This window comes from Streptomyces sp. NPDC058008 (assembly GCF_042886395.1).
GTDB lineage: Bacteria > Actinomycetota > Actinomycetes > Streptomycetales > Streptomycetaceae > Streptomyces.
In genome coordinates, this window is record NZ_JBHVQX010000004.1 from 282,695 (window position 1) to 295,790 (window position 13,096).

The window sequence follows — 13,096 nt, forward strand, 5'->3', positions numbered from 1 at the left end:
AGTTCGCCGAACTGCTCGCCTCCGACGCCTCGTTGCGGGAGCTGACCCTGAAGACCCCGGTCCTGCTGGTCCTCGAGGGGCTCGGCGGACCCGCGCCCGGAGTGGCGGACGTGATCGCCCAACGGCTCGGCCGGAGCGTGTGGTGGAGCCCGTTCCCGGTGGAGATCTCCACGCCGGACGGCGCGGACTCCCCGATGCCCACGCTGACCGACTCGCTGGCCACCATGACCAGTCCGACGTCCGCCGACTGGCGCGAGGCACGCCCCGTGGACCCGGCCGGGGCCCCGGAGGGTCCGCGCCCGGTCGAACCGCCGCTCGCGGCCGCGCCGGGACCCGGCACCCCGGGCCCCGGGCGGGAGACCGCGGCTCCGGCCGGACGGCCCCTGCCCTACTCGGCGGACGGCCGGTTCGACGGGCGCTTCGCGGCGACGCTGGACGAGTTCCCGGTGGCCGTGTCCACCGACCGGTACACGGTGTGGGGTTACGGCCAGGACGACCCGGACTTCCACGTGTTCGTGGCCGAGGTGCCGTCGCTCGGCCTGCGCGGCGAGTACACCCCCGACGGGCCCTCCGCCGGGCGGGTCACCGACATGTCCGGGCGGTTGCACGCGGAGGGTCCGGCGTGGGACTGGTACCTGCCCGGCCGCGGACTCGTCGCCTCCTCCCGCCTCCTGACGGTGCCGCTCGGCACGGACGCGACGGACCCCTCCGCCGTCCCGGCCGGCTGGCCCGCCACCGGCCCGGTGAGCCCCGTCCCGGCCGTCGCTCCGGCCACCGTCGCCGCGGACCCGTCCGCGCTGGCGGGCAGCACGCTCCCCGAGGCGCTGTGGCGCGACCACGACGGCCCGCTGTACCGCTTCAGCCCCGACGGGCCCGAGCGGATCTTCCGCGACGGGCTCATGCCGTACGGCTCCGACATGGTGCACCTCATCGACCACGTCTACGGGGGCAGTGCCCAGGTCCCGGACACCGTCTTCGCGAGCGCGACCGCGAACCGCGACTACGTGCGCGACAGCGCCCGCGCGAACCCGATGGGCGCCGGCGCCCTGCACCACCGCTACCGCTGGCGCTACGACCTCCAGGTCCCCGGCGGCATCGACGTGAACGCCACCCTCGGCCTGGCGTCGCCCTTCCCCGACCAGGAGGAGGTGCTCTTCCCCGGAGGCGTCGACCGCCGCTACATCCGGGGCGCGCAGCCGATGGCGTACGGCATACCGGTCGGGGCGTACGTGATGAACCCGCACTTCGCACCGCCCGTGCCGGACGGCGAGGCGTTCCGCACGGCCGGCCCGGACACCCCCAGCAAGCGAGGAAACGATGAGTGAGACCGGTGCGGGGAACCCCGTCGCGCCCCTGGACCCCGCCCCGCCCGAGGAGTTCGTCGAGGCCGCCAGGCTGGCGCCCGACCACTGGCTCTACCTGGCCGATCCCGGCTGGCGGGGGGAGGGGCCTCCGCCGTCCTGGGCCGTGGTCGGCCAGTGGCGGTCGGACTCCGGGGGCCGGATCGTCGAGTGGGAGGACAACCCGGACCACCGTCCGTCGCCCGAGGCGCTGGGGTGGCCCGAGCCCGCCGACGACGTGGACCGCGCCGTGCAGCTCGCCACCACCGGGTACGGACCCGCGGAGGACGTCACCACCGCCCTGGCCGGGGCCGAGGTCGCGGTGCTGGTCACGGCGGACGGCGAGCCGGTGAGCGCGTCCGCCCCCGACGGCACGCCGGTGGTCCCGGTCTACACCTCCCCCCAGTACCTCCGGGCCGCCGGGCGGCTGGGGTTCGAACGGCTGCCGGTCGCGGACCTCCTCGGCCGGATCCCCCCGGGCCACGGCCTGTACCTCAACAGCTCCGCCCCGGCCGGCCTGGTGCTGGCCACCGACGGGCTCGCGGAGGCGCTGCACGCGCCGTCGTGAACGGCCGTCCGGGAGAGGGGGACTGCGTCGGCCCGCTCCCGCAGGGGAAAGCGGGCCGCCCCGCGCGGACGGCTGCCGCTCGCGCCGTTCACCCCGTGCCGCCTACGCCTCCCGCGCACCCGCCCCCGCTCCGGTGTCCGCCGAGGACAGCGGGACCGGGGTGAACATCGGGGGCTCCTCGTCCACGGTCAGGGCGGTCGGGCCGTACAGCCAGTCCACGAACGCGTAGTCGTAGGTGTCGCGGGCGCGCAGCAGCGCGTCGCGCTGCTCGCGGGCGACACCGTCGAGGTGCCACAGCTCGCCCCACGAGCGGGACGTGGTGAGCACCCGGCGGCAGTGCTCCGGGCGCACCGCCTCGTACGCGAAGAGGGCCGCGTCCCAGTCGACGGTGCCGTCGGCGCCGCGGTTGCGGCCGACGTGCTCGCCCAGCACCCAGCCGTCCTCGATCGCCATGACCGCGCCCTGCGCGATGTACTGCAACGGGGGGTGCGCGGAGTCCCCGAGCAGCGCGATCCTGCCGTGGACCCAGTGCATGACCGGTTCGCGGTCGAACATCCGCCACCACTTGTCCCGCCACATGAAGGGCAGGCCCTCCTGGACGAAGCCGCAGGTCCGGGCGAAGGCCTCGTCCAGCTCGTCCGGGGTGCCCCAGTCCTCCTGGCCGGCGAGGGCCTTGGGGGACTCGAAGACGGCGACCTGGTTGAGGAGTTCGCCGCCGCGCAGGCCGTAGTGGACGAAGTGGCAGGACGGGCCGACGTACACCACGACCTCGCCGAGGTCGACGCCCTGGGCCCGGGGCAGCCCGGCGGGCACCGTGCCGCGGTAGGCGACGTACGCCGAGGAGACGGGCTCGTCGTCGACGAGCAGCTTGCGCGCCGCCGAGTGCAGGCCGTCCGCCGCGATGACCAGGCCGGCCTCGTGGACCTCACCCGAGCCGAGCACGGCGCGGGCCCCGTCACCGGAGTTCTCGTACGACACCACCCGCGCGCCGGTGATCAGCTCCACGCCCGCGCGCTCGCAGGCGCGCAGCAGCAGTGCGTGCAGGTCGCTGCGGTGGATCACCAGGTACGGGTGGCCGTAGCGCTTCTCCAGGTCGCGCAGGTCCAGCCGGGTCAGCTCGCCGCCGTCGACGGCGTCCCGCATCACCATGGCGTCCGGTACGACGCCGAGGCTCCTGGCCTCCTCCAGGAGGCCGTAGTCGTCGAGGATCCGGGTGCAGTTGGGGGCCAGCTGGATGCCGGCACCCACCTCGCCGAAGGCCGGGGCGCTCTCCAGCACACGGACCCCCAGGCCCCGGCGGCTCAGTGAGAACGCCGCGCCGAGGCCGCCTATACCGCCGCCGGCGATGATCACATCAGGGTGGGACATGTTCCTTCTCCTCAGAGCCACGGGCCGAGCGGGGGTGCGTCGACGAGGGTGTGGGGCCGGCCGGCCAGCCATGCGGCGATCTCCGGGGGAGGGCCCTCGGGCAGCTCGTCCAGCCGGCGCCCGGTGCTGATCTCGTCGGTCAGAGCGGTCAGGAAGCCGGGCGGGAGATCGGCGAAGGAGACGCCCGTACCGAGGTCGACCGCGTGGACGCAGACCTCGCGGGAGCGCATCCAGGGCAGTTCGGAGGCGGGGACCGTACGGCCCTGGGCGGTCACGACCTGGGCCCGCCACTGCTTCTCGGTCAGCCCGTCGAGCCCCGCGGCCAGCTTCCGGGAGGAGGCCGTCAGCCAGTCGCGGAGCTCGTCGGCGGAGAGGTCCGGGCCCCTGGCGATGCCTGCGGCCCGCTCGTCCGCCGATGCGTACATCGGTGTCTCCTCGCCGGTGGCCGCCCAGTGCACCAGACGGCCCAGCGCGTCCGCGTTGGCGGCGACATGCGCGGCGAGGTGCTTGCGGGTCCAGCCCGGCAGGACGACGGCGGCGCGGAAGCCGGCCTCGTCGAGGTCCGCGACCGCGTCGAGCACCAGGCGTGTGCCCGTGCGGGCCCACCCGCGCGCTTCGGCGAGGGTCCGGGTGCCGCCCGTCATGCCGCGACCACCCGGTTGCTGCACGCGCCGATGCCGGAGATCTCGGTGGTCACCCGCTGGCCGGGGAGGAGGAAGACCTTGGGATCGCGGGCGTTGCCCACACCGGCCGGGGTGCCGGTGGCGATGATGTCGCCCGGGTTCAGGGTGATGGCGGTGGAGATGTACCGGACCAGGAAGACCGGGTCGAAGAGCAGCGTGCTGGTGTCGTCCCGCTGCATGACCCGGCCGTCGACGAGCGTCCTGACCTCCAGTGCCGGGCGGACGCCGCCGACCTCGTCGGGGGTGACGACGTACGGACCGACCGGGGTGGTGGCCTCCCAGATCTTGCCCTGGGTCCACTCGACGGTGCGGAACTGCCAGTCGCGCAGGGAGGCGTCGTTCATGACGGTGAAGCCGGCGATGGCGCCGGCGGCCTGCTCGTCATCGGCGCGGCGCACCTGCGCGCCGATCACGACGGCCAGTTCGACCTCCCAGTCGAACGCCTCGGTCTCGGCCGGCCTGACGATGTCGTCGTTCGCGCCCAGCAGCGTCTCGGCGAACTTCGGGAAGAGCGTGGGGTGGTCGGGCAGGTCCCGGCCCATCTCCTTGATGTGGCCGGTGTAGTTGTGGCCGACGCAGACGACCTTGGACGGGCGGGGGACGACCGGCGCGAAGTCCGCCTCAGCGGCCGGGTAGGCGGTGCCGGAGGCGGTGGCGGCCCTGTCCCGCCAGTCGGCCTCGGCGAACAGCTCGCCCAGGTCGGCGTACCCGAGGTCGACGAGGACCTCACCGTCGAGACGGACCGCGCGGGTCCCGTGGGCGGTGCGGATGGTGGCGAGCTTCATGTCAGACGTCCTTCTGGGTGCGGTTGAGCTTGAGCGCCTCGAAGACGGGCGCGTCGGAGAAGCGGAAGAGGTCGAGGCCGCCCTCGTCGGAGTCGGTCGTACCGGCCTCGGAGCGTGCCGAGAACGGCTCCCAGGACGGGACGGCGAACAGATCGCCGCGGGTGACCGTCCAGGACCGGTCCCCGACGGTCACCACGCCGGATCCGTCGAAGACCTGGTAGACCGACGAGCCGGTCTCGCGCACCGGCGCGGTCTCGGCGCCGCGCACGACGCGGTGGAACTCGGCCCGGAGCGTCGGCAGGACGTCCGAGCCGTCGTGCGGGTCGGTGTAGCGCACCGCGGCGTGGCCGGGCCCGGCCGTGCCGCCGAAGCCCTCCCTCTCCAGCAGGAGCTGGTCGGCCAGGGCGGCGTTGGTGTACTCCCACTTGTAGGAGAGCAGTGGGCTTCCCGGCGTGACCGGGGCGGCCGACAGGGGGCGCAGCCCGGGGTGGCCCCACAGGCGCTCGGAGCGCGAGCGTTCCGGTGTCGTGCGCTCGGCGTCGCTGATCCCGTCGCGGCCGAACTCGAAGAACTGCGCCTCGGTGACGTACTGGAAGGGGATGTCCAGGCCGTCGATCCAGGCCATCGGCTCGGAGGCCGCGTTGTGGTGGGCGTGCCAGTTCCAGCCCGCCTGCGGGAGGAAGTCACCGCGGTTCATCGGTACGGGGTCGCCGCCCACGACCGTCCACACCCCCGAGCCCTCGACGACGAACCGGAAGGCGTGCTGGGTGTGCCGGTGTTCCGGGGCGTCCTCACCCGGCATCAGGTACTGGATGGCCGCCCACAGGGTCGGGGTGGCGAACGGCCGCCCGCCGAGGGCGGGGTTGGCGAGCGCGATGGCGCGCCGCTCGCCGCCGCGGCCGACCGGCACCAGGTCGCCGGCCTCGGCGGCCAGCTCCCGCAGCCGCTCCCAGCGCCACACGTGCGGTACGGCGTGCGAGCGCGGGTGGGCGGGCATCAGATCGCCGATCTCGGTCCACAGCGGGACGAGCAGCTCCTGCTCGAAGCCCCGGTAGAGCGCTTCGAGGGCGGGGGTGACCCGGGGCCGCCCCTCACCGGGGAGGGCGTGGAGCCGGACCGGGGAATCCGTGGCGGAGCGCTGGGGGAGGGGTGAGGTAGTCACGCGTCTCAGCGTGCATCGTCCCGCCCATGGGAACATGGGGATTCTGGAGAGCAGAATTCTGGAGTCAGGCCATGGACAAACAGCTCAAGACGCCGCCGCCCTACCCCATCGCCAGCGTGGACCACGCCCTGCGCGCCGCGATCATCCTTCAGATGGAGGGAGGCACGACCGTGGCGCGGATCGCCGAGCGGCTGGGCGTCGCCAGGTCGACCGCCCACCGGATCCTGGCCATGCTCGTCTACCGCGACTTCGCCGTGCAGGACGAGAACCGCGGCTACCGCGCGGGGCCCGTGCTGGAACTCGCCGCACACTCCCAGTCGCTGGTGTCGCGGCTGCGTGCCGTCGCCCTGCCCCATCTCCGCCGGGTCGTCGACCTCCTCGACGAGACCGCGAACCTGACCGTGCGCACCGGGGACACGGCCCGGTTCATCGCGAGCGTCGAGTGCGGGCAGGCGCTGCGGGTCGGTTCCCGGGAGGGGATGGTGTTCCCGGCGCACCGCACGACGGCCGGGCTGCTGCTGCTCGCCCCGCTGTCCGGCGACGCACTGGACGAGCTCTACGGCGCCGAGCGGTACCAGGACCGTCCCGAGGACCTCCCCGACCTCCCCCGGCTGCGGGCCGAGCTCGGGCGCCTGCGGCGTGACGGCTTCGCCGTCAACCAGGGGCGTTCCGAGCGCGGGCTCGTCGCCGTGGGGGTGCCGGTGCACGACCGGGACGGCACGGCTGTGGCGGGCCTGTCGGTGTCCCTGCCCGGCGTGCGCTACGACCCGCACCGTCTCCAGTCCCTGGTCGGCGTGCTTCGGGCCGCGGCCCACGCGGTGGAGGAGGACCTCGCCGAGCAGCGGTGACCACGCGGCCCGCGCCGCCGCGCCCGTCGGGGCGGGTACCGGCCGGGGCGGCCGGTGCCGCGCCCCGCACGGGGAACGGGGTGAGGCGGGACGGTCAGGCGGTGGGGAGCGTCTCCCGCCCGCCGTCGCGTCCGGACGGCGACGGTACGGGCGCCTCGTCCCCGGCGTGACGGTGGGCGCGTACCCCGATCATGCCGAAGGCCGTGAGCGCCGCGGCGACGGCGGCGGCCGCACCGCACACCAGGAAGGCGGTGCTGAAGCCCGTGCCCAGGGCGTCCAGGGCGAGGCCGTGCGCCGCCGACCCCGGCGCGCCGGGCGGGAGGCTGTTCACGGCGATGGGGCCGCCCGCGCCGGCGACCTCCCGTGCCGCCGCGAGCTGACCGGCCGGCAGGTCGGCGCCCGAGAGGTTCGCCGCGAACGCCGACCCCGCCTTGCTCAGGGCGACCGCGCCCACCACGACGGGGCCGAGGGCGAAGCCCAGGTCGCGCAGCATGTTCGTGGTGGCACTGGCCATGCCCGCCAGGTTCGGCGGCACGCTGTTCAGCGCCACCGCCGTCACCGAACTGACCGTGAGGGCGAAGCCGATGCCGATCAGCAGGGCGGGCGCGACGAACGCGCCGAGGCCCGGGTCGTGGACGTCCAGCCGGGTGCAGAGCAGGCAGCCGACCGCCATCAGGGCGAATCCCGTGGTCAGCAGCCAGGTCGGGGCGACCCGGTGCAGCAGGCGTGAGACGACCGGGATCAGGACGAAGGCGGGGCCCTGGAGGAGCAGGAAGGGGACCGCGACGCGGATCGGGTCCTGGTGCTGCGCGGGGCCCAGCCACATGCTCGTCGCGAAGCAGGCGCCGAGGAAGGCGAGCATGCCGATGACGGCGACGGCGGACGACACGGCGAAGGCCCGGTTGCGGAACAGGGCCAGGTCGAAGATCGGTGACTCGGCCCCGAGTTCCACCACGACGAACCCGGCGAGGAAGCACGTACCGAGCAGGAAGGCGAGGATGACCGGCAGGGTGGTCCAGCCCGACTCGGGCCCCTCGACGGCGCCGTACAGCACGAGGACCAGGCCGATGGCGAACGTGATCTGGCCGGGCACGTCGAGCCGGCGGCCCGCGGGCGACGTCGACTCCGCCGCCAGCGTCAGGGTCAGCACCATGCTGACCAGTGCGAGGCCCACGAGCACCCAGAACGAGCCGCGCCACGACCCGACCCTGGCGAACACCCCTCCCAGCAGGGGCGAGACGGCGGCGCCGGCGGAGAGGAATCCGCTCCAGACGGCCACGGAGTGGGCCCGCTCGCGCGAGGTGCGGGTGACGGAGGTGATCGCGGTGAGCGAGCCGGGGAACATCGCGCCGGCGCCCAGTCCGTTCAGTGCCGCGCCGATCCACAGCACCTGTACGGACGGCGCGAGAGCGGCCACGGTGCTGCCCGCGGCGACCAGGGCCGTGCCGGCCGTGATCAGCCGCCTGCGTCCGAAGAGGTCCCCGAGGACACCGAAGGTGAATTCGAAGCAGACCACGGAGATCATGAACGCCGCCGTGATCCAGGTGAGCTGGGAACCGTGGGTGTTCAGGTCCTGCTGGAAGAGTCCGTTGAGCGAGGCCGGCAGCGCGTTCGCGACCTGGGCCACGAACACCGCGCAGCAGGCGGCAGCCAGCGTTCCCGCGTAGCCCGGTGTCCGGGCGCCCCCCGCGGTGGGGCTCAGGGACGTCGTCGTCCCGTTGTCGAGCGTCATGGTTGTGCTCCCTGGCTGGGAAGGACGGGCGTCCCGGAGGACTGGGCCCTGTGGGACGGAAGGGCCCGGCTCTGCGTGCGCGGTGGGGGAGCGGGGCACGACGCGAGGCGGGCGTGATGCCGTGGAGAATGACATTTGCTTTACGTCGCGTCAATGGTTTGTGCGTGCCCTAAAGTGAATCGAGTGACCGTAAGGAGAAAGGTCGCCCTGTCCTGCGGTGAGCTCCGCCCCTCGTGGGCCTTTTGCTTTACAAGGCGTAAAGTGTATTTGTGCTACGTATCACGTGAGGCCGGTATGTGCGCTCGGCGTACAGTCGCGCGTTAGGATCCGGGCATGGCGAACCTTCGTGAGGCACAGAAGCAGATGACGCGCCGTCTGCTGCTGGAGTCAGGACTCGAACTCTTCAAGACGAAGGGGTACGCCGCCACCACGGTGGACGACATCGCCACCGCGGCGGGCACCACCCGCGTGACCTTCTACGCGTACTTCCCCTCCCGCAGCGAGCTGATGAAGGCGCTCATCGACGAGCGGCTCAACGAGGCGTTGCAGCGCGTCCGTTCCCAGGAGCACGGCTCGACGGCGCGGGACCTCGTCGCCACCGTCGCCGACGGGACGCCGGAGGCGATCATGGCGTGGCTGCGGCGCACCGCCGACAACTGGCCCGCCATCCGCCCGATCATCCGGGTCGGCCGCGACGCCGCGGTGATCGATCCGGAACTCACCGACCTGGTCGAGCGCTGGATGGAGGAGGCCATCGGCGACATCGAGGACGGGCTGGAGGCGGCCGGGCGCCTGGAGCCCCACCAGCGTCACTTCCGGGGGGTACTCGCGATGGCCCAGCTCGACTTCGTCGCCCAGAACTGGGACGGCTCCGACTGGAAGCTCACCCGTGACCAGATGCTCGACGAACTCGGCGCCAGCTGGGTGCGGTTGCTGACCTGATCCGGGCGGCCCGCCCCGCCAGGACCGCCCGGCGGCCGGGCCGGACGCCCGGCGCCGATACCGAGGCGCCGCATCCGTCCGCCGTGGGGCCCGTGCCGCCCCGAGCGGCGTCAGAGGGACCGTGCGGCGTCGAGCAGCAGCGTCCGGAGCCACGCGATGAAGTCCTGGTCGGCCAGCCGCGGGTTCCACACCATGTCGATCCCGAGCCCGGGGAGCGGGAACGGGAACTCCTCGATCCGCAGGTCGGAGAGGGCCCGCATGGCGGCGGCCACCTGGTGCCGGAGGAGGGCGACACCGCCTGCCCGCGCCACCAGGAACGGGACCAGCAGGAAGTCGGAGATCAGCAGGCCGACACGGTAGGGGACGCCCTCCTCCTCCAGCACCGAGTAGGGGAAGACCCGCCGTTCGGTGTCGACGACGATGTGCGGCTGCGTGGTCAGGAGGTCCAGCGCGCTCGCCTCCGCCGGCGCGCTGTGTGATGCCACCACCACACAGCGGTCGTTGTACAGGCGCTCGCGCGGGTGCGGCGAGAAGTGGCCCTCCGAGATCAGGACGACATCGACCCCCTGGTCGGTGAAGGTGGCCTCCGTCGGCACCGTGATCGTCCGCACGCGCAGGGTGGCGTGGGGGGCGCGTTCGGCGACGAGCCGCGTGAGCCGGGGGCCGATGACGAACGCCGTGCTGTTCGTCATGGCGACCGTGATCACGCGCCGGTCCGTGGCGGGGTCGAAGCAGGGGAAGTCCACGAGGTGCGCGGCCAGCCGCAGGGCGCTGCGCAGCGGTGCGATCAGCTCCAGCCCGCGCGGGGTCGGGGTGACGCCGCTGCCCTGCCGGACGACGAGGTCGTCCCCCAGCAGCCGCCGCATGCGGGTCAGGGCGTGGCTCATCGCCGGCTGCGAGAGGCCGACCCGCTCCGCCGCCCGGGTCACCGAACCCTCCTCCAGGAGGGCGAGGAGCGGCACCAGCAGGTTGAGGTCGACCGACGCCAGCCGGTCCAGCCCCGAACCCCTGGCGCCCTCTTCGTCGTCCATGGCGCGAACCCTATGCCGCGGTCCCGGTCATGCGGCGCAGCCGGGGCACCGGGATCCGGTAGTCGAGCGCGGCGGCCACGGCGGTCCCGTCCGGGTGCTGCCAGCGCATCAGCGCCGGCCCGCCGCCGGGTCCTCCGTCGACGTACACCGGTTCCCCCGACGGCGGCAGGGAGCCCGCGGCCTTGAGGGAGAGCCCGAACTGCTCGGTCCAGAAGTAGGGCTGGAACCGGAGCGGGGGCGCGGCGTCGCCGTGGACCAGTGCCCTCGCGGCGGTCTTCGCCTGCTCGATCGCGCTGCTCCACAGGGGGACGCGGCGCAGACCGCGCGCGGTGGGGAACGCCGCGAGGTCGCCCACGGCCGCGATGCCGGGGCGTACGAGACCGCGTGGGCCGACCGGCACGGCGCCCCCCGCCACGAGCCCCGTGTCCGCGAGCCACTCCGTGTTGGGGACGTCGCCGACGGCGGTCAGGACGAGCTCCGCGTCGAGAGCCGTACCCTCCTCCAGGACGACCCGTGCGGACTCCCCGCTGCGTTCCAGCCGCGCGGACCGCGTCTCCACGACGGTGAGCCCGCGTTCGCGCCCGGCCCGGACGAGGACACCGGCGAGGTGGGAGCCGAGCCGGGCGACCAGCGGCGGCCCCTGGGAGACGACGGTGACCCGGCAGCCGGCGGCCAGGCAGCCGGACGCCATCTCCATGCCGAGCGGACCGCCGCCGACCACGACGACCGACGGCCGGCCGGCCAGCCGGCCGCGCAGGGCCAGCGCGTCGTCGAGCCCCCGCAGGGTGTGCTCCCCGGGAAGGGCGGACAGCCTCCGGGCCCGGGAGCCGGTGGCGAGCACGAGGCCGTCGTACGGCAGGGCCGTACCGTCGTCGAGCGTGACGGACCGGCGGCCGGGGTCGAGTGCGGTCGCGCGTACGCCCAGGAGCTCGGCCGCCCCGTGGCCGGCCGGCGGGAGTCCGTGCGCCGGAGGGCCGTCGCCGTCGAGCAGCAGCGCCTTCGACAGCGCCGGGCGGCTGTACGCCGGGTGCGGTTCGTCGCCCACGATGGTGAGTTCGCCGTCGAAGCCCGCCTCGCGGAGCGTGTCGGCGGCGGTGAGTCCGGCGATCCCGTTGCCGACCACGACGACACGCTTCATCGTGGCCCCGCTCATGCGACCCTCAGCGCGGCGACGGGACACACGCGGACGGCGGCGTTCGCCAGGGCGGCGTCCGCTTCGCCGATCTCCTCGCGGTCCAGGACGAGTTCGCCCTCGTCGTCGAGGTGCATGAGCTGCGGGGCGGCCTCCTCGCAGAGGCCGTGGCCCTCGCAGCGGGGGCGGTCGAGAGTGATCCTCATGCCGCGATCACCTCCAGGACGGGGAGCTCCTCGATGCTCCGGGTGATGTTGCCGGGAACGCGTACCTCGGGTCCGACGACCAGGCGCTCGACGCGCCGTGCCAGCGCCTCGATCACGGCGTGGGCCTCCAGCCGGGCGAGCCCCTGTCCGGCGCAGCCGTGCGGGCCGTAGCCGAAGGAGAGGTGGTCGACCGGGTTGCGGGTGACGAGGAAGGCGTCGGGGTTCTCGTAGTGCCGGGGGTCGCGGTTGCCCGCGCCGAACAGGATCGCGATCTGCGCGCCCGCCGGGATGACGGCCCCGTCGATCTCGACGTCCCGGGTGGCGCGCCGGCCCCAGGCGTGCACGGGGGCCCAGTAGCGCAGTACCTCGTTGAACGCGGCGGGCACCAGTGACGGGTCGTCGCGGATCAGGGCGAGCTGGCCGGGGTGCGAGCCGAGGAGGGCCACGATGTTGCCGATCGCCGCCACGGTGGTGTCGACGCCGGCGCCGAGGTACTGGTGGATGATGTGCCCGGCCGCGCCCGGCGGAACGGCGCCCCGTGCCTCGGCCTCGAAGATGGCGCGGCCCACGGACCCTTCGGCCAGATCGGCCGCTCCGACCTGGGAGCACCACGCGTAGAGCTCGCCGGCCACCGGGAAGCTCTCCGCCGTGCGCCGGTTCATCGGGCCGATGACCTCCATGGCGGCCTGGCCCCAGCGCAGCATGTTGTCGCGCGCGTGGCCCGTGAAGCCGATCAGGTCCGCGACGACCTCCAGCGGAAGCGCCCGGGCGAGCGCGTCGATCGCCTCGAAGCCGCCCTGTTCGACGAGCGCCGCGACGACCGCGTCCGCCTTCGCCTCGATCCTCGGCTTCAGGCCGCGCAGCGCGCGCGGTGAGAGGTTCTCGCTGAGCGTGGCGCGCAGCCGGGTGTGCACCGGTGGGTCGGACGCGAGCGAGGTGCCGGCCAGCGCTTCGTTGGCCGCCGGGTTGAAGCCGATCGAGGCCGAGGAGAAGGACTCCCAGTCCGCCAGCGCGCCGCGGATGGCGTCGTACCGCGTCAGCGCGAAGACGTCGTTGGCCGGGAGGTGGACGACGGGGCCCTGCTCGCGCAGTGCGGCGTAGACGGGATACGGGTCGAGCAGGACCTCGTCGGCGAAGAGGTCGATCCCGGAGGTGGGTGGCGTGGTCATGGCCCCCAGTGAAGTGTCCGGGCTCACATCCAACAAGTGAATGATTCGTATGAGGCGTCATGCATCCGATGCATGTCCGCACCCCGGACCGCCTGGTCAGCGGGCCTGTCGGCGGTTGCCGCGCGCTCGT

At 73.8% G+C, this 13,096-nt stretch carries 13 protein-coding genes (1 of these 13 only partly in view); 4 read left to right on the forward strand and 9 right to left on the reverse strand.

Annotated elements, in window-relative coordinates; all coding sequences use genetic code 11:
• Both ACFVS9_RS06000 and ACFVS9_RS06005 read left to right on the forward strand, forming a co-directional pair.
• Positions 1-1,325, forward strand: the 3' end of a protein-coding gene (locus tag ACFVS9_RS06000; protein ID WP_389930375.1) for a lonely Cys domain-containing protein. Its footprint begins 25,969 nt before the window's first position; 1,325 of the gene's 27,294 nt are visible here — the last part of the coding sequence; its start codon lies off the left edge, out of view; the stop codon is at positions 1,323-1,325.
• Complete coding sequence (locus ACFVS9_RS06005) at positions 1,318-1,908, forward strand: type VII secretion system-associated protein (RefSeq protein WP_389930378.1); 591 nt, start codon at positions 1,318-1,320, stop codon at positions 1,906-1,908. The genes ACFVS9_RS06000 and ACFVS9_RS06005 overlap by 8 nt, the downstream gene beginning before the upstream one ends.
• Positions 1,909-2,010: 102 nt before the next feature.
• On the opposite strand, the gene ACFVS9_RS06010 is transcribed toward ACFVS9_RS06005, so the two are convergent.
• The 4 genes from ACFVS9_RS06010 to ACFVS9_RS06025 are packed head-to-tail and all read right to left on the reverse strand — an operon-like array spanning position 2,011 to position 5,906.
• The gene (locus tag ACFVS9_RS06010) at positions 2,011-3,276 is read right to left on the reverse strand and encodes an FAD-dependent oxidoreductase (protein ID WP_389930380.1); all 1,266 of its coding nucleotides are present in this window, start codon (positions 3,274-3,276) and stop codon (positions 2,011-2,013) included.
• Between the two features lie 11 nt (positions 3,277-3,287).
• The gene (locus tag ACFVS9_RS06015) at positions 3,288-3,920 is read right to left on the reverse strand and encodes a maleylpyruvate isomerase N-terminal domain-containing protein (protein ID WP_389930383.1); all 633 of its coding nucleotides are present in this window, start codon (positions 3,918-3,920) and stop codon (positions 3,288-3,290) included.
• A complete protein-coding gene (locus ACFVS9_RS06020; RefSeq protein ID WP_389930385.1) occupies positions 3,917-4,744 on the reverse strand; it encodes a fumarylacetoacetate hydrolase family protein in 828 nt (275 codons plus the stop codon). Before ACFVS9_RS06020 ends, ACFVS9_RS06015 begins: the two co-directional genes overlap by 4 nt.
• A 1-nt stretch (position 4,745) precedes the next feature.
• Positions 4,746-5,906 carry a cupin domain-containing protein gene (locus ACFVS9_RS06025; RefSeq protein ID WP_389930388.1) on the reverse strand — a complete coding sequence of 387 codons (1,161 nt, stop codon included), beginning with the start codon at positions 5,904-5,906 and terminating at the stop codon, positions 4,746-4,748.
• Positions 5,907-5,977: 71 nt separating this feature from the next.
• On the opposite strand from ACFVS9_RS06025, the gene ACFVS9_RS06030 reads away from it, so the two are divergent.
• Positions 5,978-6,754, forward strand: a complete 777-nt coding sequence (locus tag ACFVS9_RS06030) for an IclR family transcriptional regulator (RefSeq protein WP_389930390.1) — start codon at positions 5,978-5,980, stop codon at positions 6,752-6,754.
• 94 nt (positions 6,755-6,848) lie between these two features.
• Here ACFVS9_RS06030 and ACFVS9_RS06035 read toward each other — a convergent pair whose 3' ends face one another.
• On the reverse strand, positions 6,849-8,486 hold the full coding sequence (locus ACFVS9_RS06035) for an MFS transporter (protein ID WP_389930393.1): 1,638 nt from the start codon (positions 8,484-8,486) through the stop codon (positions 6,849-6,851).
• Positions 8,487-8,819: 333 nt separating this feature from the next.
• Here ACFVS9_RS06035 and ACFVS9_RS06040 point away from each other — a divergent pair, with 333 nt between their 5' ends.
• Positions 8,820-9,428 carry a TetR/AcrR family transcriptional regulator gene (locus tag ACFVS9_RS06040; RefSeq protein WP_389930395.1) on the forward strand — a complete coding sequence of 203 codons (609 nt, stop codon included), beginning with the start codon at positions 8,820-8,822 and terminating at the stop codon, positions 9,426-9,428.
• Between the two features lie 110 nt (positions 9,429-9,538).
• On the opposite strand, the gene ACFVS9_RS06045 is transcribed toward ACFVS9_RS06040, so the two are convergent.
• From ACFVS9_RS06045 to ACFVS9_RS06060, 4 genes are read right to left on the reverse strand one after another with little or no spacing between them, the layout of a single operon-like run.
• Positions 9,539-10,459 carry a LysR family transcriptional regulator gene (locus ACFVS9_RS06045; protein WP_389930398.1) on the reverse strand — a complete coding sequence of 307 codons (921 nt, stop codon included), beginning with the start codon at positions 10,457-10,459 and terminating at the stop codon, positions 9,539-9,541.
• A 10-nt stretch (positions 10,460-10,469) separates the two neighbouring features.
• On the reverse strand, positions 10,470-11,612 hold the full coding sequence (locus tag ACFVS9_RS06050) for an NAD(P)/FAD-dependent oxidoreductase (RefSeq protein WP_389930400.1): 1,143 nt from the start codon (positions 11,610-11,612) through the stop codon (positions 10,470-10,472).
• Positions 11,609-11,797, reverse strand: coding sequence for a ferredoxin (locus ACFVS9_RS06055; protein WP_383115346.1), 189 nt, complete (start codon positions 11,795-11,797; stop codon positions 11,609-11,611). The genes ACFVS9_RS06050 and ACFVS9_RS06055 overlap by 4 nt, the downstream gene beginning before the upstream one ends.
• Positions 11,794-12,966 carry a cytochrome P450 gene (locus tag ACFVS9_RS06060; protein ID WP_389930404.1) on the reverse strand — a complete coding sequence of 391 codons (1,173 nt, stop codon included), beginning with the start codon at positions 12,964-12,966 and terminating at the stop codon, positions 11,794-11,796. Before ACFVS9_RS06060 ends, ACFVS9_RS06055 begins: the two co-directional genes overlap by 4 nt.
• Positions 12,967-13,096 lie beyond the last annotated feature (130 nt).